Below are 17,225 nucleotides of genomic sequence, written 5' to 3'. Positions count from 1 at the left end.
TTTTTATGGTATAATAGACTAAACTGATAGTAACATGTAGCGAAAGGGGTAGGTACATGATTAAAATTTATACAGTCTCAAGTTGCACTAGCTGTAAAAAAGCAAAAACCTGGCTCAATGCCCACCAGTTAAGTTATAAAGAACAAAATCTTGGTAAAGAAGGAATTACGAGAGAAGAATTATTGGATATTCTGACAAAAACAGATAACGGAATAGCCAGCATCGTCTCATCTAAAAATCGCTATGCCAAAGCCCTTGGAGTGGATATTGAAGATTTGAGTGTCAATGAAGTCCTCAATCTGATTATGGAAACACCGAGAATTTTAAAGAGCCCAATCCTTGTAGATGAAAAACGCCTACAAGTTGGCTACAAGGAAGACGATATTCGTGCCTTCCTACCACGCTCTGTCCGTAATGTAGAAAATGCAGAAGCACGTTTGCGTGCAGCTCTATAAACATCAAGGCTGGGAGCAATTCTCAGTCTTGTTCTGTTTTAATCTGAAAAAGAAAGAAGAGAGAAATGAAAAAAATTGTTCTTGTTAGTCTAGCTTTCCTTTTTGTCCTGGCTGGTTGTGGACAGAAAAAAGAAACTGGAACAGCTACAAAAACAGAAAAAGATACGCTTCAGTCGGCATTGCCAGTTATTGAAAATGCTGAGAAGAATACAGTTGTCACCAAGACTTTGGTCTTGCCCAAGTCAGGTGATGGTAGCCAGCAAACCCAAATCATTATTTATAAAGACAAAACTTTTTTGAGCTTAACGATTCAACAAAAGCGTCCAGTCTCAGATGAGCTGAAGACTTATATTGACCAACATGGAGTGGAAGAAACTCAAAAAGCTCTTCTCGAGGCGGAAGAGAAAGACGAATCCATCATAGAAGCTCGTAAATTGGCAGGCTTTAAGCTTGAAACCAAATTATTAAGTGCAACAGAACTTCAAACAACGACTAGTTATGATTTTCAAGTTTTGGATGTCAAGAAGGCTTCTCAGTTAGAATATTTGAAGAACATTGGTTTAGAAAATCTCTTGAAGAATGAACCAAGCAAATATATTTCAGACAGATTGGCAAATGGCGCGACAGAACAATAGAAAATCCAAATAAATAGACTGCCTGAATTGTAGAAGGTAAGGAATTATGCTATAATGGTACTATTCTAAGGAAAGAGGGTGTTAGAATGGGATTTACTGAAGAAACAGTACGTTTTAAATTGGACGATTCCAATAAAAAAGAAATTAGCGAAACTTTGACTGATGTCTATGCTTCGTTGAACGATAAGGGCTACAACCCAATTAACCAAATCGTAGGTTACGTATTGAGTGGAGACCCTGCCTACGTTCCTCGTTATAATAATGCACGAAATCAAATCCGTAAGTATGAGCGTGATGAAATCGTTGAGGAGTTGGTTCGCTACTACCTAAAAGGACAAGGAGTCAATCTGTAACCTATGAGAATTATGGGATTGGACGTCGGTTCAAAAACGGTAGGGGTGGCGATTAGTGATCCGCTCGGTTTTACAGCTCAAGGACTTGAAATCATCCAAATCAATGAGGAGCAAGGCCAATTTGGTTTTGACCGCGTTAAGGAGTTGGTTGATACTTACAAGGTGGAACGATTTGTAGTGGGCCTGCCTAAAAACATGAACAATACAAGCGGACCGCGCGTGGAAGCTAGTCAAGCATACGGAGCAAAGCTAGAAGAGCTTTTTGGTTTACCAGTAGACTATCAAGATGAACGCTTGACAACAGTTGCTGCAGAGCGCATGTTGATTGAACAAGCAGATATCAGTCGCAATAAGCGAAAGAAAGTCATTGATAAGTTAGCAGCTCAGCTGATTTTACAAAATTATTTAGATAGAAAATTTTAATATAAAGGAGAGGCTATGTCACACGATCATAACCACGACCACGAAGAACGTGAATTAATTACACTAGTAGATGAGCAAGGAAATGAAACCTTGTTTGAAATCCTTTTGACGATTGACGGAAAAGAAGAATTTGGTAAAAACTATGTTCTTCTAGTACCAGTTAACGCAGAAGAAGACGAAGACGGACAAGTTGAAATCCAAGCTTACTCATTCATTGAAAACGAAGATGGAACAGAAGGCGAATTGCAACCAATCCCAGAAGACTCAGAAGACGAATGGAACATGATTGAAGAAGTCTTCAACAGCTTTATGGAGGAGTAAACACGTCCTGTGGACGTGTTTAGCCCTGCGCTAGAAATTAGAAATGCAGGCAGTCCAGTGGATATTTTTACCCCAACTCCTAGAAATTGGAAGAGTTGGAACGTCCGGGGGATGTTTTTAGCCTGACGCTAAAAATAAAAACCGTCAGTAAGTCTGGGAGACTGTATCACCCCAACTCCTGAAAATTAGAAGAGTTGGAACGTCCGGTGGATATTTTCACCCCACATTAAAATTTATAGTGGCTAGTTATTAGTTAACCAGGTAAGAGGTTGGGACGAAAATCCTGACCTCATTTTTTGTTATCTACGGAATTTTGCTAGGTAATTAATTGGACTTTTGTCAAGGAGATGTGTATGTTTGAAGTCGAAGAATGGCTCCATAGTCGTATTGGTTTGAATTTTCGATCAGGTTTGGGCCGAATGCAAGAAGCGGTGGATTTGTTAGGAAATCCCGAGAAGTCTTACCCTATTATCCACGTAACAGGAACTAATGGAAAAGGTTCTACCATTGCTTTTATGAAGGAATTATTTATGGGGCATGGAAAGAAAGTTGCGACCTTTACCTCTCCTCATATCGTCTCTATCAATGACCGAATCTGCATTAATGGGCAACCAATAGCTGATGCAGACTTTATCCGTTTAGCTGAGCAGGTCAAGGAGATGGAAAAGACGCTTCTGCAAACCCATGATCAATTGTCTTTTTTTGAATTGCTGACCTTGATTGCTTTTCTTTATTTTAGGGAGCAAGAGGTGGATTTGGTTTTACTAGAAGTGGGAATTGGTGGATTACTTGACACGACCAATGTGGTAACTGGAGAGATTGCTGTCATCACCTCCATCGGCCTTGATCATCAGGAGACCTTGGGTGATAGTCTAGAAGCAATTGCAGAGCAAAAAGCTGGCATTTTCAAGGCTGGCAAGAAGGCAGTGATTGCCAAATTGCCTCCAGAAGCTAGTCTTGTTTGTCAGGAAAAAGCGGAATCTTTAGCTGCTGACCTTTATCAGGCAGGCCAGGATTTTTCAATGCTGAATGGTGATTTTTCAAGTTCTTTAGGAACCCTCTCACAGTTGAAAATAGGCTTGGAAGGAGCCTATCAGCAGGAAAATGCGGCCTTGGCGTTGCAAGTATTTCTTCTCTTTATGAGAGAAGGAAAGGAAGTTGTTGATGAGCAGGCTGTAAGACAGGCTTTAGCGAAGACCCATTGGGCTGGTCGTTTGGAGCGTATTCGTCCGCAGATATACTTGGATGGTGCTCATAACCTCCCTGCCTTGACTCGCTTGGTTGAGTTTATCAAAGAAAAAGAGCAGGAAGGCTATCGTCCTCAAATCTTATTTGGAGCCTTGAAACGTAAGGATTATCAAGGGATGTTGGGTTATCTGACTGAAAATTTACCTCAAGTGGAACTCAAGGTGGCTGGCTTTGACTATCAGGGTGCTTTGGACGAAAAGGATGTGTTAGGTTATGATGTAATTCCTTCTTACCGAGAATTTATTAGTAGTTTTGAAGAAAGAAGCGACGCGCAGGACTTATTGTTCGTCACAGGGTCTCTCTATTTTATATCAGAAGTACGGAGTCACCTACAGGAGCATGAGCAGATAAATTGACCTCCTTTTTTGAACTTGTTATACTAGGGGAACTGCCAGTTAGAAGAAAATTGCTCTAAATTGGTAGAAGAAAGGAAATTCATCATGAAATTAAAAACATTCACACTTTCTCTTGCTTCTTTAGCAAGTCTTAGTCTCTTAGTAGCTTGTTCACAAAGAACTCAACAGGTTCAACAACCAGCAGCTCAACCGCAAACACAACAAACTCAGCAATCACAACCTGCTACTTCATCTTCTACAGAAAATACAAACCAGGCAGCAACAAGTTCTTCACAAAATACAGTTACAGCTCAACCAACCAATATTGATGGAACTTATACTGGTCAGGATGAAGGAGACCGCATCACTTTAGTGGTAACTGGAACAACTGGTACATGGACACAGGTAGAAACTGACGGAGATCAAGAAATCAAACAGGTCAGCTTCGATCCAGCCAATCAACGCATGATTATTGGTGATGATGCCAAGATTTATACAATCAATGGTAACCAGATGATTATCGACGATATGGATAGAGAAGCGTCTGATCGCATCGTTTTATCAAAATAGACTAGTAGGAGACTGGATTTTTCGGTCTCTTTTATGATTACTCAGAAAAATAATCATAAATACTTGCCTTCTGTCGAATACCTGAGTTATACTAGTATCAGTTACCTGTTTTTAGCATTCAAAATATCAAGGAGGGGATATGAAATATAGGAAATTTCAATTATTGATGTCCAAGTATGGCTTTAGTCTTTTGATTATGCTACTTGAGCTTTCTCTTGTTTTTGGTCTCTTTCTTTATTTAGGGCGCATGGCCCCTATTCTTTGGGTGATTCTCTTAATCATTATGAGTATGGCGACTATTGTCGCGATTGTCAATCGTTCTATGACACCTGAAAGCAAAGTAATGTGGTTAGTGGTAACTTTTGTTCCTATCATTGGCCCCCTGCTCTATCTGATGTTCGGAGAAAGGCGATTGTCCAAAAAAGAAATCAAACAGTTGGACAAACTTGGTTCGATGCATTTTCGGGAAGATAACAGTAAAGCACTCCGCCAGAAATTGAAGGAAGAGGATAAGGCGGCTTACGGGGTTATTAAATCTTTGTTGAGTATGGATAACAATGCCGATGTATATGATCGAACGGCCTCACAATTCTTTCCTTCAGGTGAAAGCATGTGGCAACATATGCTGGAAGACCTCAAGAAAGCTGAAAAGTTTATCTTTCTAGAGTACTATATTGTCGAAGAAGGTCTGATGTGGAATAGCATACTAGACATACTAGAGCAAAAGGCAGCTCAAGGTGTAGAGGTCAAGATGCTCTATGATGATATCGGCTGTATGGCGACTTTACCTGGAGACTATACTATTCAACTTCGTAGTCGAGGCATTGAAGCCCACAAATTTAACAAGGTGATTCCTCGTTTGACAGTAGCTTATAATAATCGAGACCATCGGAAAATCCTTGTCATAGATGGTCAGATAGCCTATACAGGAGGGATTAACTTAGCCGATGAGTACATCAATCATGTAGAACGCTTTGGTTATTGGAAGGATAGTGGGATTCGCTTAGATGGTCCTGGTGTCAAGGCTCTCACCCGTCTCTTTTTGATGACCTGGTATATCAATCGTGGGGAAATCAGCGATTTTGACCAGTATCACTTGGAAAATCAGCCTTGTTCTGGCCAAGGGCTCTGCATTCCTTACGGTAGTGGACCCAAGCCCATCTTCCGTACCCAGGTAGGGAAAAAAGTTTATCAAAGTTTGATTAATCAGGCTACTGATTTAGTCTATATCACAACCCCCTATTTGATTATTGACTATGACTTAACAGAGAGTATTAAAAATGCGGCCATGAGGGGTGTTGATGTCCGCATTGTAACACCTTTCATTCCGGATAAAAAATTAATCCAACTCATCACGAGAGGGGCCTATCCGGATTTGTTGTCAACAGGAGTAAGGATTTTTGAGTATAGTCCAGGCTTTATCCACAGTAAACAAATCCTAGTGGATAAGGATTTTGCTACAGTTGGAACCATTAACTTAGATTATAGAAGTTTGCTTCACCATTATGAAAATGCAGTCTTGCTATATAAAACAGAATCAATCACAGAGATTCAAAAAGATTTTCAAGAGATTTTTTCAGTATCGCAAGAAATTTTCCCTCATACGATAAAAAATAGCTGGTATCAAAAATTGATTAAGGAAATTGCCCAGTTATTTGCCCCAATCTTATAAGAAATCTAGGACTGAGGACACAAACCAGTCCTATTTTTCTTGCCTTTTACGAATAAGAAGATATAGGGGGGACGATGCTGACTCAGAAAGAATTGGATTATATCAGGACATTTAAACAGACGAATTTACATCGATTTCGGGAAATTGAAACCTTTGTGAAACTATGCAAAAAATCACTCAAACAGCCATCGCAAGCTGACAATCCTAGGACTTTTTGATATACTAAGACAGATAAATTGAATAGGAGAAACGATATGGCTGTATATGGCAGAATCGAAGAAGTATCCGAAACGATACAGAGTAATGAAATAGAAAATAGATTGGATAGGAATCTTGAATCGAACCTGGAAAAAGAAGAGCGCCTAGCTTTCCCGTTTTTTAGACTCATCATTGGAAGTACGATTGCGACGGTTTTTTCTGTGGTGCTTCCTTTACTTTTAGATATGGTAAGTCCTTCTCAGGCTCAGGATTTGTATATAGGGTGGGCTTTGCATCAGGGAGGACAGCTCTACAGTAGCTATTATGCTGGTCAAGGTCTTCTCTATTACTTACTACTTTACATTACCCAAGGAGGTATCCTTTTTGCCTTGGTAGAATGGCTAGCCCTCTTAGGAGGGGGGTATTTCCTTTTTTCTGCAACTGACTATCTGACGGGACAGAGGGATCAAGCCAAACAACTCCTAACAATATTTTATATTTTGGTGTCTGGTCTCGGTTTTGGCGGAGGCTATGCTACGATTGTAGCTCTTCCATTCTTATTTGCAGGCTTTTCTTTAGTAGCGCGTTATCTATCAAATCCTAACCATGACAAGGGATTTCTACGTTTGGGGATTTTCTTAGCCCTATCATTTTTCATAGAACCCCTAACTAGTCTTCTATTTATTGTAGCGATAACTGTAGGTTTATTGGTCTTTAATATTGGACATGGACGCTTTATACATGGAATTTACCAATTTTTTACGACAGCACTTGGTTTCTCTCTCCTATTTTATCCTTTAGGCTACTATGTCATCATTTCAGGAGGTTTTGAAGAGGCTTTAAGTAGATTTTTGTATCCATTTACTTCTATGGTGGCTTTTACTAATCCGCAGTTAGCAGAAAATGCTTTATTCTATGGTCTATTAACTTTTGGATTAGGAAGCTTCATCCTTGTTTTTCTGGGCTTGTTCCAATCTAAAGCATCTAGATTATATGTCATCTCAGTACCAGCTAGCTTTGTTTTATTATTTGTCCTAGCCTTACTGCTCTTGTCTCGAGAACCTCTCCACGGTTCACATTTAATTCTGATTCTTCTATTTTTGCTCCTTCTTTTGATGACCAGTATTCGTGGGGAACACTCGGGAAGGATAGCACGTCGTCGGAGAAGAGAGGAAGTTCCAACTTTATGGAAAAAATTTATGAGGGGAAATCTCTACTTACCGATTCTAGTAGTGGTTTATCTAATTGCAGTTCCTTTTGTAGCTCGTTTTGTCTTGCATCCAGCTTCTTATAGTGAGCAACATCAAGTAGTGGATAGAATAAAACAAGAGACGAGTGAGGGAGACCAAATCTATATCTGGGATTCTCATGTTCAGATCTATAAAGAAAGCCAGCGTTTGGCTGGATCCATGTTCTCATCACCTCTTTTCTACACGAATACAGAAGAAAATAAAACTAGTTTGATCAATGATTTGAAAGAAAATCAACCTAAATTGATTGTGGTGAATGACAAGGTGCCAGTCTGGTCTGAAGTAGAAACACTCTTGAAAGAAAATTACCAACAAGTAAAGACTGATTACTCAGAATTCAAAGTCTATAAAATTAAATAACAAAATCAATATCTTGTGTATTTTTAAAAATTTTAGGATTTTTAACACAAGATATTGATTTTTCTTTTTAGAGTGGTATAATACTTTTTAGAAAGAACATTTTAGAAAAGAGCATGCATATGATTGCACTAGAAGAAAAAATTACAATTTTGCCAACTCTCTTCGTCGAGAAACGAGATGGAAGACGTGTTGTATTTGATGTGGACAAGATTGATAAAGCTCTCCACAAGGGGGCAGACAAGGTTATGGACGTGACACCCTTAGTCGAAAAACGCCTCAATGCTCTGACTGAGCGAATTGTCACAGAAATTCATAGTCGTTTTCCGCAGGGAGTTAAGATTTATGAAATCCAAAATATCGTAGAACATGAACTCCTTGAAGCCAAAGAATACGCCTTGGCTGAAGAGTATATTACTTATCGGACACAGAGGGATTTTGAGCGCTCAAAAGCGACAGATATCAACTTTAGTATCCACAAACTTCTCAACAAAGATCAAGCAGTTGTCAATGAAAATGCTAATAAAGACAGTGATGTCTTTAACACCCAGCGTGATTTGACAGCAGGGATTGTTGGAAAGTCAATCGGACTGCAAATGCTTCCTAAGCATGTAGCCAATGCCCATCAAAAAGGGGATATCCACTATCACGATTTGGACTACAGCCCCTATACCCCTATGACCAACTGCTGTTTGATTGATTTTAAAGGGATGTTGGAAAATGGTTTTAAGATTGGAAATGCAGAGGTAGAGAGTCCTAAGTCTATTCAGACTGCGACAGCTCAGATTTCCCAAATCATTGCCAACGTTGCTTCTAGCCAGTACGGAGGCTGTTCAGCTGACCGTATCGATGAGGTCTTGGCGCCTTACGCAGAGAAGAATTATCAAAAACATCTCAAAGATGCAGAAGAATGGGTCTTGCCTGACAAACGGGAAGATTACGCTTGGAAGAAAACCCAAAAAGACATCTACGATGCCATGCAATCTCTTGAGTATGAAATCAATACTCTCTTCACTTCAAATGGTCAAACACCTTTTACTTCACTAGGTTTTGGTCTGGGAACCAGTCGTTTTGAACGAGAAATTCAAAAAGCTATCTTGACCATTCGTATCAAGGGTCTTGGTTCAGAACATCGTACGGCTATCTTCCCTAAACTGATTTTTACTCTGAAAAGAGACCTCAACTTGGAAGAAGGGACTCCAAACTATGACATCAAACAGTTGGCCCTCGAGTGTGCAACCAAGCGGATGTACCCAGATGTTTTGTCCTATGATAAGATTGTTGACTTGACAGGTTCTTTCAAGGTTCCTATGGGTTGTCGTTCTTTCCTCCAAGGATGGAAGGATGAAAATGGTGTAGAAGTCAATTCGGGTCGGATGAATCTAGGTGTTGTGACGGTCAATCTTCCTCGTATTGCTCTTGAGTCTGAAGGAGACATGAATAAGTTCTGGGAAATCTTCAACGAGCGTATGAATATCGCAGAAGATGCTCTGGTTTATCGTGTCGAACGTACTAAAGAGGCGACACCAGCCAATGCTCCTATCCTTTATCAGTACGGCGCTTTTGGCCATCGTCTGGGTAAAGAAGAAAGTGTTGATCAGCTCTTTAAGAATCGTCGCGCAACCGTTTCGCTGGGCTACATCGGTTTATACGAAGTGGCTACTGTCTTCTTTGGAAATAGCTGGGAACACAATCCAGACGCCAAGGAATTTACGCTGGATATCATTCGTGATATGAAACGCCGTGTAGAAGAGTGGTCGGATCAATATGGTTACCATTTCTCAATTTATTCAACACCATCTGAAAGTCTGACAGACCGTTTCTGCCGACTAGATACAGAGAAGTTTGGCTCTATTCCGGATATTACAGATAAAGAATACTACACCAATTCTTTCCATTATGATGTTCGTAAAAATCCAACACCGTTTGAAAAATTAGATTTTGAGAAAGTCTATCCAGAAGCAGGTGCGTCAGGTGGTTTTATCCATTATTGTGAGTATCCAGTCCTCCAGCAAAATCCAAAAGCCTTGGAAGCTGTCTGGGACTATGCCTATGACCGCGTGGGCTATCTAGGAACCAATACTCCGATTGACCATTGCTACAAGTGTGACTTTGAAGGGGATTTTGAACCAACTGAAAGAGGATTTGCTTGTCCAAACTGTGGCAATAGTGATCCTAAAACCGTAGATGTGGTCAAACGAACTTGTGGCTACTTAGGTAATCCTCAAGCGAGACCTATGGTCAACGGCCGTCACAAGGAAATAGCTGCGCGTGTCAAACATATGAATGGTTCAACGATTAAAATAGCTGGGCATCAAGTAATAAATTAGAAAGAAATGAAATGGGAAAATATCAATTAGATGATAAGGGGCGCGCACAAGTGGCCCGTTATCACGAGAAACACTCTAAAGGTGGAGCTGGTAAAAAAGAACGCTTACTCAGCCTCAGAGAACAATTTTTAAACAAGAATAAGAAAAAATAAAAGTGAGAGTCAGCTCTCGCTTTTCTCTTAGTGGGAGGTAAGGATGGAACTACGCAGACCAAGATTAGCAGATAAGACAGCTGTTATAGACATGATGGCGGAATTTGAAAAATATCAGTCGCCTCACGACGGTGGTTTTTGGGATACAGAGAATTTTTCTTATGAAGACTGGTTAGAAAACAATCAGAATCAGGAAATGGGAATTAATCTGTCTGAAGGATGGGTTCCAGCAATTCAACTAGTAGCTTTTTCCGGGAAAGGTCAAGCACTTGGATTTCTTAACCTCCGATTGCGCCTCAATAACTTCCTACTAGAAAAAGGTGGCCACATTGGATACTCCATCCGACCATCTGAAAGAGGCAAGGGTTATGCTAAAGTGACTCTCCGTCAGGGTTTGCAAGTTGCTAAGGAAAAGAACATCAAGAAAGCTCTGGTGACCTGTAGCGTGAATAATCCTGCTAGCAGATCAGTCATTCTAGCAAATGGAGGGATTCTTGAAGATGTTCGTAATGGAGTTGAGCGTTATTGGATAGAGGTAGCGAATGAATAATCCAAAACCACAAGAATGGAAAAGCGAGGAACTTAGTCAAGGTCGTATCATTGACTACAAGGCCTTTAACTTTGTTGATGGCGAAGGCGTGCGTAACTCTCTCTATGTATCAGGTTGCATGTTTCACTGCGAGGGATGTTATAATGTTGCGACTTGGTCTTTTAATGCTGGCATTCCCTATACAGCAGAATTAGAAGAACAAATCATGGCAGATCTTGCTCAGCCCTATGTTCAAGGCTTGACTTTGTTAGGAGGAGAGCCCTTTCTCAATACGGGCATTCTCTTGCCACTTGTGAAACGTATCCGGAAGGAATTGCCAGACAAAGACATCTGGTCCTGGACGGGCTACACTTGGGAAGAAATGATGTTGGAGACACAAGATAAACTGGAACTTTTATCACTGATTGACATTCTTGTCGATGGACGGTATGATCGAACTAAGAGAAATCTCATGCTCCAGTTTCGAGGTTCGTCCAACCAACGAATTATCGATGTGCAAAAATCCCTCAAAAGTGGGCAAGTAGTGACTTGGGACAAGCTTAATGACGGAAAAGAAAGCTATGAACAGGTGAAGAGAGAGTAACTTTCTTCCATAAAACACTTAAATAAATGATCTGTCAAAAAAGAAAACATTTTCATGTTAAAAAATTTAAAAAACAGCAACAAATCCCTTGCAATCGCAGGGGCTTTGTGTTATTATATTATGGTGCTGTAAATTACAGCTTTAGCTTTGATGCAAGAGGTTGCGACACGCTCGGTTGCATTGCCACGCAACACCGCGTCGGTTTTCTTGTGGAGCTAGCCTATTATCTTAAATAGACGAAAAGGAGAAAAAGATGGCAAACAAAAAAATCCGTATCCGTTTGAAAGCTTACGAACACCGTACGCTTGACACAGCGGCTGCAAAAATCGTAGAATCAGCTACTCGTACAGGTGCTCAAGTTGCGGGTCCAATCCCACTTCCAACTGAACGTAGCCTCTACACAATTATTCGTGCGACTCACAAATACAAAGACTCTCGCGAACAATTTGAAATGCGTACACACAAACGTTTGATCGATATCGTTAACCCAACTCAAAAAACAGTTGATGCTTTGATGAAATTGGATCTTCCAAGTGGTGTAAACGTAGAAATCAAACTTTAATCTAAAGCTTGATACCTTGAGCATAAAAAACGCTCGTTAAAAACTTTTTGAATAAAAAATATAGAAAAGGAACTATTTTCTCATGACAAAAGGAATCTTAGGGAAAAAAGTGGGAATGACTCAAATCTTCACTGAAGCTGGCGAATTGATCCCTGTAACAGTTATTGAAGCAACTCCAAACGTTGTTCTTCAAGTTAAAACTGTTGAGACAGACGGATACAACGCTATCCAAGTTGGTTTCGATGACAAACGCGAAGTATTGAGCAACAAACCTGCTAAAGGACATGTAGCGAAAGCTAACACGGCTCCTAAGCGCTTCATTCGTGAATTCAAAAACGTTGAAGGCTTGGAAGTTGGTGCTGAAATCACAGTTGAAACATTCGCAGCTGGAGACGTTGTTGACGTAACTGGTACTTCTAAAGGTAAAGGTTTCCAAGGTGTTATCAAGCGCCACGGACAATCACGTGGACCAATGGCTCACGGTTCTCGTTACCACCGTCGTCCAGGTTCTATGGGACCTGTTGCACCTAACCGCGTATTCAAAGGTAAAAACCTTGCAGGACGTATGGGTGGCGACCGCGTAACAATTCAAAACCTTGAAGTTGTACAAGTTGTTCCAGAAAAGAACGTTATCCTTATCAAAGGTAACGTACCAGGTGCTAAGAAATCTCTTATCACTATCAAATCAGCAGTTAAAGCTGGTAAATAATAAAGAAAGGGGAAATCAGTCACAATGGCAAACGTAACATTATTTGACCAAACTGGTAAAGAAGCTGGCCAAGTTGTTCTTAACGATGCAGTATTTGGTATTGAACCAAATGAATCAGTTGTGTTTGATGTGATCATCAGCCAACGCGCAAGCCTTCGTCAAGGAACACACGCTGTTAAAAACCGCTCTGCAGTATCAGGTGGTGGACGCAAACCATGGCGTCAAAAAGGGACTGGACGTGCTCGTCAAGGTTCTATCCGCTCACCACAATGGCGTGGTGGTGGTGTTGTCTTCGGACCAACTCAACGTTCATACGGCTACAAACTTCCACAAAAAGTTCGTCGCCTAGCTCTTAAATCAGTTTACTCTGAAAAAGTTGCTGAAAACAAATTCGTAGCTGTAGACGCTCTTTCATTTACAGCTCCAAAAACTGCTGAATTTGCAAAAGTTCTTGCAGCATTGAGCATCGATTCTAAAGTTCTTGTTATCCTTGAAGAAGGAAATGAATTCGCAGCTCTTTCAGCTCGTAACCTTCCAAACGTGAAAGTTGCAACTGCTACAACTGCAAGTGTTCTTGACATCGCAAATAGCGACAAACTTCTTGTCACACAAGCAGCTATCTCTAAAATCGAGGAGGTTCTTGCATAATGAATTTGTATGATGTTATCAAAAAACCTGTCATCACTGAAAGCTCAATGGCTCAACTTGAAGCAGGGAAATATGTATTTGAAGTTGACACTCGTGCACACAAACTTTTGATCAAGCAAGCTGTTGAAGCTGCTTTCGAAGGTGTTAAAGTTGCCAACGTTAACACAATCAACGTAAAACCTAAAGCTAAACGTGTTGGACGTTACACTGGTTTTACTAACAAAACTAAAAAAGCTATCATCACACTTACAGCTGATTCAAAAGCAATCGAGTTGTTTGCTGCTGAAGCTGAATAATCTAAGGAGGAAATATCGTGGGAATTCGTGTTTATAAACCAACAACAAACGGTCGCCGTAATATGACTTCTTTGGATTTCGCTGAAATCACAACAAGCACTCCTGAAAAATCATTGCTTGTTGCATTGAAGAGCAAGGCTGGTCGTAACAACAACGGTCGTATCACAGTTCGTCACCAAGGTGGTGGACACAAACGTTTCTACCGTTTGGTTGACTTCAAACGTAACAAAGACAACGTTGAAGCGGTTGTTAAAACAATCGAGTACGATCCAAATCGTTCTGCAAACATCGCTCTTGTACACTACACTGACGGTGTGAAAGCATACATCATCGCTCCAAAAGGTCTTGAAGTAGGTCAACGTATCGTTTCAGGTCCAGAAGCAGATATCAAAGTCGGAAACGCTCTTCCACTTGCTAACATCCCAGTTGGTACTTTGATCCACAACATCGAGTTGAAACCAGGTCGTGGTGGTGAATTGGTACGTGCTGCTGGAGCATCTGCTCAAGTATTGGGTTCTGAAGGTAAATACGTTCTTGTTCGTCTTCAATCAGGTGAAGTTCGTATGATTCTTGGAACTTGCCGTGCTACAGTTGGTGTTGTCGGAAACGAACAACATGGACTTGTAAACCTTGGTAAAGCAGGACGTAGCCGTTGGAAAGGTATCCGCCCAACAGTTCGTGGTTCTGTAATGAACCCTAACGATCACCCACACGGTGGTGGTGAAGGTAAAGCACCAGTTGGTCGTAAAGCGCCATCTACTCCATGGGGCAAACCTGCTCTTGGTCTTAAAACTCGTAACAAGAAAGCGAAATCTGACAAACTTATCGTTCGTCGTCGCAACGAGAAATAATATTAAACTAGTCGCTTAAGCAACTAGTAAATCCGCCAGCTCGGTAGCGCTCCATAGGAGCGCAAGCCGCTGTGGTACAACATTTAAAGGAGAAAATATAAAAATGGGACGCAGTCTTAAAAAAGGACCTTTCGTCGATGAGCATTTGATGAAAAAAGTTGAAGCTCAAGCTAACGACGAAAAGAAAAAAGTTATTAAAACTTGGTCACGTCGTTCAACGATCTTCCCAAGTTTCATTGGTTACACTATCGCAGTTTATGACGGACGTAAACACGTACCTGTTTACATCCAAGAAGACATGGTAGGTCACAAACTTGGTGAATTTGCACCAACTCGTACTTACAAAGGTCACGCTGCAGACGACAAGAAAACACGTAGAAAATAAGGAGAACATAAATGGCAGAAATTACTTCAGCTAAAGCAATGGCTCGTACAGTACGTGTTTCACCTCGTAAATCACGTCTTGTTCTTGATAACATCCGTGGTAAAAGCGTAGCCGATGCAATCGCAATTTTGACATTCACTCCAAACAAAGCTGCTGAAATCATCTTGAAAGTTTTGAACTCAGCTGTAGCTAACGCTGAAAACAACTTTGGTTTGGATAAAGCTAACTTGGTAGTATCTGAAGCATTCGCAAACGAAGGACCAACTATGAAACGTTTCCGTCCACGTGCGAAAGGTTCAGCTTCACCAATCAACAAACGTACAGCTCACATCACTGTAGCTGTTGCAGAAAAATAAGGAGGTAAAATCGTGGGTCAAAAAGTACATCCAATTGGTATGCGTGTCGGCATCATCCGTGATTGGGATGCCAAATGGTATGCTGAAAAAGAATACGCGGATTACCTTCATGAAGATCTTGCAATCCGTAAATTCGTTCAAAAAGAACTTGCTGACGCAGCAGTTTCAACTATCGAAATCGAACGCGCAGTAAACAAAGTTAACGTTTCACTTCACACTGCTAAACCAGGTATGGTTATCGGTAAAGGTGGTGCTAATGTTGATGCACTCCGTGCGAAACTTAACAAATTGACTGGAAAACAAGTACACATCAACATCATCGAAATCAAACAACCTGATTTGGATGCTCACCTTGTAGGTGAAGGAATTGCTCGTCAATTGGAGCAACGTGTTGCTTTCCGTCGTGCACAAAAACAAGCAATCCAACGTGCAATGCGTGCTGGAGCTAAAGGAATCAAAACTCAAGTATCAGGTCGTTTGAACGGAGCAGATATCGCCCGTGCTGAAGGATACTCTGAAGGAACTGTTCCACTTCACACACTTCGTGCAGATATCGATTACGCTTGGGAAGAAGCAGATACTACATACGGTAAACTTGGTGTTAAAGTATGGATCTACCGTGGTGAAGTTCTTCCAGCTCGCAAAAACACTAAAGGAGGTAAATAACCAATGTTAGTACCTAAACGTGTTAAACACCGTCGTGAATTCCGTGGAAAAATGCGCGGTGAAGCAAAAGGTGGAAAAGAAGTAGCATTCGGTGAATACGGTCTTCAAGCTACAACTAGCCACTGGATCACTAACCGCCAAATCGAAGCTGCTCGTATCGCCATGACTCGTTACATGAAACGTGGTGGTAAAGTTTGGATTAAAATCTTCCCACACAAATCATACACTGCTAAAGCTATCGGTGTGCGTATGGGATCTGGTAAAGGGGCACCTGAAGGTTGGGTAGCACCAGTTAAACGTGGTAAAGTGATGTTCGAAATCGCTGGTGTATCTGAAGAGATCGCTCGCGAAGCGCTTCGTCTTGCTAGCCACAAATTGCCAGTTAAATGTAAATTCGTAAAACGTGAAGCAGAATAAGGAGAAGGCATGAAACTTAATGAAGTAAAAGAATTTGTTAAAGAACTTCGTGGTCTTTCTCAAGAAGAACTCGCGAAGCGCGAAAACGAATTGAAAAAAGAATTGTTTGAACTTCGTTTCCAAGCTGCTACTGGTCAATTGGAACAAACAGCTCGCTTGAAAGAAGTTAAAAAACAAATCGCTCGTATTAAAACAGTTCAATCTGAAGCGAAATAATAGACTAGGGAAGGAGAAATTTCAATGGAACGCAATAATCGTAAAGTTCTTGTTGGACGTGTTGTATCTGACAAAATGGACAAGACAATCACAGTTGTAGTTGAAACAAAACGTAACCACCCAGTCTATGGTAAACGTATTAACTACTCTAAAAAATACAAAGCTCATGATGAAAACAATGTTGCCAAAGAAGGCGATATCGTACGTATCATGGAAACTCGCCCGCTTTCAGCTACAAAACGTTTCCGTCTTGTAGAAGTTGTTGAAGAAGCGGTCATCATCTAATCAAACCTGAAAGGAGAAAACTGAAATGATTCAAACAGAAACTCGTTTGAAAGTCGCAGACAACAGCGGTGCTCGCGAAATCTTGACTATCAAAGTTCTTGGTGGTTCAGGACGTAAATTTGCAAACATCGGTGATGTTATCGTGGCATCTGTAAAACAAGCTACTCCTGGTGGTGCGGTTAAAAAAGGTGACGTTGTTAAAGCAGTTATCGTTCGTACTAAATCAGGTGCTCGTCGTGCTGATGGTTCATACATCAAATTTGACGAAAATGCAGCAGTTATCATCCGTGAAGACAAAACTCCTCGCGGAACACGTATCTTTGGACCAGTTGCACGTGAATTGCGTGAAGGTGGCTTCATGAAGATCGTGTCACTTGCTCCAGAAGTACTTTAATTTTTAGA

Annotated in this window: 26 protein-coding genes; all 26 read left to right on the top strand. The window is 40.8% G+C overall.

What is annotated here, in order from left to right; all coding sequences use genetic code 11:
* The first annotated feature begins 56 nt into the window (after window positions 1-56).
* The 26 genes from AXK38_09315 (at window position 57) to AXK38_09190 (ending at window position 17,217) form a co-directional block, all read left to right on the top strand.
* Window positions 57-455 (top strand): ArsR family transcriptional regulator, encoded by a 399-nt coding sequence (locus AXK38_09315; GenBank protein AMH89433.1) that lies wholly within the window; start codon window positions 57-59, stop codon window positions 453-455.
* A 65-nt stretch (window positions 456-520) separates the two neighbouring features.
* Window positions 521-1,090, top strand: a complete 570-nt coding sequence (locus AXK38_09310; protein AMH89432.1) for a transcriptional regulator — start codon at window positions 521-523, stop codon at window positions 1,088-1,090.
* Window positions 1,091-1,176: 86 nt separating this feature from the next.
* The gene (locus tag AXK38_09305; protein AMH89431.1) at window positions 1,177-1,443 is read left to right on the top strand and encodes a hypothetical protein; all 267 of its coding nucleotides are present in this window, start codon (window positions 1,177-1,179) and stop codon (window positions 1,441-1,443) included.
* 3 nt (window positions 1,444-1,446) lie between these two features.
* Complete coding sequence (locus tag AXK38_09300; protein AMH89430.1) at window positions 1,447-1,866, top strand: crossover junction endodeoxyribonuclease RuvA; 420 nt, start codon at window positions 1,447-1,449, stop codon at window positions 1,864-1,866.
* 15 nt (window positions 1,867-1,881) lie between these two features.
* The gene (locus tag AXK38_09295; protein AMH89429.1) at window positions 1,882-2,187 is read left to right on the top strand and encodes a hypothetical protein; all 306 of its coding nucleotides are present in this window, start codon (window positions 1,882-1,884) and stop codon (window positions 2,185-2,187) included.
* Between the two features lie 353 nt (window positions 2,188-2,540).
* Window positions 2,541-3,791 carry a dihydrofolate synthase gene (locus tag AXK38_09290; protein ID AMH89428.1) on the top strand — a complete coding sequence of 417 codons (1,251 nt, stop codon included), beginning with the start codon at window positions 2,541-2,543 and terminating at the stop codon, window positions 3,789-3,791.
* A gap of 84 nt (window positions 3,792-3,875) precedes the next feature.
* Window positions 3,876-4,340: a hypothetical protein gene (locus AXK38_09285; GenBank protein ID AMH89427.1), complete on the top strand. Its 465-nt coding sequence runs from the start codon at window positions 3,876-3,878 to the stop codon at window positions 4,338-4,340.
* Between the two features lie 139 nt (window positions 4,341-4,479).
* A complete protein-coding gene (locus AXK38_09280; GenBank protein AMH89426.1) occupies window positions 4,480-6,012 on the top strand; it encodes a cardiolipin synthase in 1,533 nt (510 codons plus the stop codon).
* Between the two features lie 74 nt (window positions 6,013-6,086).
* Window positions 6,087-6,230, top strand: coding sequence for a hypothetical protein (locus AXK38_09275; protein ID AMH89425.1), 144 nt, complete (start codon window positions 6,087-6,089; stop codon window positions 6,228-6,230).
* 36 nt (window positions 6,231-6,266) lie between these two features.
* Entirely contained in the window at window positions 6,267-7,820 is a 1,554-nt protein-coding gene (locus AXK38_09270) for a damage-inducible protein CinA (GenBank protein ID AMH89424.1), read from the top strand.
* Window positions 7,821-7,939: 119 nt separating this feature from the next.
* Entirely contained in the window at window positions 7,940-10,147 is a 2,208-nt protein-coding gene (locus AXK38_09265; protein AMH89679.1) for an anaerobic ribonucleoside triphosphate reductase, read from the top strand.
* An 11-nt stretch (window positions 10,148-10,158) separates the two neighbouring features.
* A complete protein-coding gene (locus AXK38_09260; GenBank protein ID AMH89423.1) occupies window positions 10,159-10,299 on the top strand; it encodes a hypothetical protein in 141 nt (46 codons plus the stop codon).
* Between the two features lie 43 nt (window positions 10,300-10,342).
* The gene (locus tag AXK38_09255) at window positions 10,343-10,849 is read left to right on the top strand and encodes a GNAT family acetyltransferase (GenBank protein AMH89422.1); all 507 of its coding nucleotides are present in this window, start codon (window positions 10,343-10,345) and stop codon (window positions 10,847-10,849) included.
* Window positions 10,842-11,432 (top strand): ribonucleoside-triphosphate reductase activating protein, encoded by a 591-nt coding sequence (locus AXK38_09250; protein AMH89421.1) that lies wholly within the window; start codon window positions 10,842-10,844, stop codon window positions 11,430-11,432. Before AXK38_09255 ends, AXK38_09250 begins: the two co-directional genes overlap by 8 nt.
* Before the next feature lie 253 nt (window positions 11,433-11,685).
* Complete coding sequence (locus AXK38_09245; GenBank protein AMH89420.1) at window positions 11,686-11,994, top strand: 30S ribosomal protein S10; 309 nt, start codon at window positions 11,686-11,688, stop codon at window positions 11,992-11,994.
* 82 nt (window positions 11,995-12,076) lie between these two features.
* Window positions 12,077-12,703, top strand: coding sequence for a 50S ribosomal protein L3 (locus tag AXK38_09240; GenBank protein ID AMH89419.1), 627 nt, complete (start codon window positions 12,077-12,079; stop codon window positions 12,701-12,703).
* A gap of 24 nt (window positions 12,704-12,727) precedes the next feature.
* Window positions 12,728-13,351 (top strand): 50S ribosomal protein L4, encoded by a 624-nt coding sequence (locus AXK38_09235; GenBank protein ID AMH89418.1) that lies wholly within the window; start codon window positions 12,728-12,730, stop codon window positions 13,349-13,351.
* Window positions 13,351-13,647: a 50S ribosomal protein L23 gene (locus AXK38_09230; protein ID AMH89417.1), complete on the top strand. Its 297-nt coding sequence runs from the start codon at window positions 13,351-13,353 to the stop codon at window positions 13,645-13,647. Before AXK38_09235 ends, AXK38_09230 begins: the two co-directional genes overlap by 1 nt.
* Before the next feature lie 17 nt (window positions 13,648-13,664).
* The gene (rplB, locus tag AXK38_09225; protein ID AMH89416.1) at window positions 13,665-14,498 is read left to right on the top strand and encodes a 50S ribosomal protein L2; all 834 of its coding nucleotides are present in this window, start codon (window positions 13,665-13,667) and stop codon (window positions 14,496-14,498) included.
* Between the two features lie 103 nt (window positions 14,499-14,601).
* Complete coding sequence (locus tag AXK38_09220) at window positions 14,602-14,883, top strand: 30S ribosomal protein S19 (GenBank protein AMH89415.1); 282 nt, start codon at window positions 14,602-14,604, stop codon at window positions 14,881-14,883.
* A gap of 11 nt (window positions 14,884-14,894) precedes the next feature.
* Complete coding sequence (locus AXK38_09215; protein ID AMH89414.1) at window positions 14,895-15,239, top strand: 50S ribosomal protein L22; 345 nt, start codon at window positions 14,895-14,897, stop codon at window positions 15,237-15,239.
* 12 nt (window positions 15,240-15,251) lie between these two features.
* Complete coding sequence (locus AXK38_09210) at window positions 15,252-15,905, top strand: 30S ribosomal protein S3 (GenBank protein ID AMH89413.1); 654 nt, start codon at window positions 15,252-15,254, stop codon at window positions 15,903-15,905.
* A gap of 3 nt (window positions 15,906-15,908) precedes the next feature.
* Window positions 15,909-16,322 carry a 50S ribosomal protein L16 gene (locus AXK38_09205; GenBank protein AMH89412.1) on the top strand — a complete coding sequence of 138 codons (414 nt, stop codon included), beginning with the start codon at window positions 15,909-15,911 and terminating at the stop codon, window positions 16,320-16,322.
* A gap of 9 nt (window positions 16,323-16,331) precedes the next feature.
* A complete protein-coding gene (locus tag AXK38_09200; protein AMH89411.1) occupies window positions 16,332-16,538 on the top strand; it encodes a 50S ribosomal protein L29 in 207 nt (68 codons plus the stop codon).
* A 24-nt stretch (window positions 16,539-16,562) separates the two neighbouring features.
* A complete protein-coding gene (locus AXK38_09195) occupies window positions 16,563-16,823 on the top strand; it encodes a 30S ribosomal protein S17 (GenBank protein AMH89410.1) in 261 nt (86 codons plus the stop codon).
* Window positions 16,824-16,848: 25 nt separating this feature from the next.
* A complete protein-coding gene (locus tag AXK38_09190) occupies window positions 16,849-17,217 on the top strand; it encodes a 50S ribosomal protein L14 (GenBank protein AMH89409.1) in 369 nt (122 codons plus the stop codon).
* Window positions 17,218-17,225: the final 8 nt, after the last annotated feature.

This window comes from Streptococcus mitis, from assembly GCA_001560895.1.
Lineage (GTDB): Bacteria > Bacillota > Bacilli > Lactobacillales > Streptococcaceae > Streptococcus > Streptococcus mitis_Q.
The sequence above is the reverse complement of the archived record's forward strand: the minus strand, read 5'-3'. Positions and strand labels throughout refer to the sequence as shown.

Coding starts and splice junctions, on each gene's coding strand:
- AXK38_09230 (AMH89417.1), top strand. CDS start 13,351: ATGAATTTGTATGATGTTATCAAAAAACCTGTCATCACTGAAAGCTCA.
- AXK38_09290 (AMH89428.1), top strand. CDS start 2,541: ATGTTTGAAGTCGAAGAATGGCTCCATAGTCGTATTGGTTTGAATTTT.
- AXK38_09245 (AMH89420.1), top strand. CDS start 11,686: ATGGCAAACAAAAAAATCCGTATCCGTTTGAAAGCTTACGAACACCGT.
- AXK38_09220 (AMH89415.1), top strand. CDS start 14,602: ATGGGACGCAGTCTTAAAAAAGGACCTTTCGTCGATGAGCATTTGATG.
- AXK38_09310 (AMH89432.1), top strand. CDS start 521: ATGAAAAAAATTGTTCTTGTTAGTCTAGCTTTCCTTTTTGTCCTGGCT.
- AXK38_09285 (AMH89427.1), top strand. CDS start 3,876: ATGAAATTAAAAACATTCACACTTTCTCTTGCTTCTTTAGCAAGTCTT.
- AXK38_09235 (AMH89418.1), top strand. CDS start 12,728: ATGGCAAACGTAACATTATTTGACCAAACTGGTAAAGAAGCTGGCCAA.
- AXK38_09190 (AMH89409.1), top strand. CDS start 16,849: ATGATTCAAACAGAAACTCGTTTGAAAGTCGCAGACAACAGCGGTGCT.
- AXK38_09270 (AMH89424.1), top strand. CDS start 6,267: ATGGCTGTATATGGCAGAATCGAAGAAGTATCCGAAACGATACAGAGT.
- AXK38_09275 (AMH89425.1), top strand. CDS start 6,087: ATGCTGACTCAGAAAGAATTGGATTATATCAGGACATTTAAACAGACG.
- AXK38_09280 (AMH89426.1), top strand. CDS start 4,480: ATGAAATATAGGAAATTTCAATTATTGATGTCCAAGTATGGCTTTAGT.
- AXK38_09265 (AMH89679.1), top strand. CDS start 7,940: ATGATTGCACTAGAAGAAAAAATTACAATTTTGCCAACTCTCTTCGTC.
- AXK38_09200 (AMH89411.1), top strand. CDS start 16,332: ATGAAACTTAATGAAGTAAAAGAATTTGTTAAAGAACTTCGTGGTCTT.
- AXK38_09195 (AMH89410.1), top strand. CDS start 16,563: ATGGAACGCAATAATCGTAAAGTTCTTGTTGGACGTGTTGTATCTGAC.
- AXK38_09260 (AMH89423.1), top strand. CDS start 10,159: ATGGGAAAATATCAATTAGATGATAAGGGGCGCGCACAAGTGGCCCGT.
- AXK38_09295 (AMH89429.1), top strand. CDS start 1,882: ATGTCACACGATCATAACCACGACCACGAAGAACGTGAATTAATTACA.
- AXK38_09240 (AMH89419.1), top strand. CDS start 12,077: ATGACAAAAGGAATCTTAGGGAAAAAAGTGGGAATGACTCAAATCTTC.
- AXK38_09215 (AMH89414.1), top strand. CDS start 14,895: ATGGCAGAAATTACTTCAGCTAAAGCAATGGCTCGTACAGTACGTGTT.
- AXK38_09250 (AMH89421.1), top strand. CDS start 10,842: ATGAATAATCCAAAACCACAAGAATGGAAAAGCGAGGAACTTAGTCAA.
- AXK38_09315 (AMH89433.1), top strand. CDS start 57: ATGATTAAAATTTATACAGTCTCAAGTTGCACTAGCTGTAAAAAAGCA.
- AXK38_09255 (AMH89422.1), top strand. CDS start 10,343: ATGGAACTACGCAGACCAAGATTAGCAGATAAGACAGCTGTTATAGAC.
- AXK38_09300 (AMH89430.1), top strand. CDS start 1,447: ATGAGAATTATGGGATTGGACGTCGGTTCAAAAACGGTAGGGGTGGCG.
- AXK38_09205 (AMH89412.1), top strand. CDS start 15,909: ATGTTAGTACCTAAACGTGTTAAACACCGTCGTGAATTCCGTGGAAAA.
- AXK38_09305 (AMH89431.1), top strand. CDS start 1,177: ATGGGATTTACTGAAGAAACAGTACGTTTTAAATTGGACGATTCCAAT.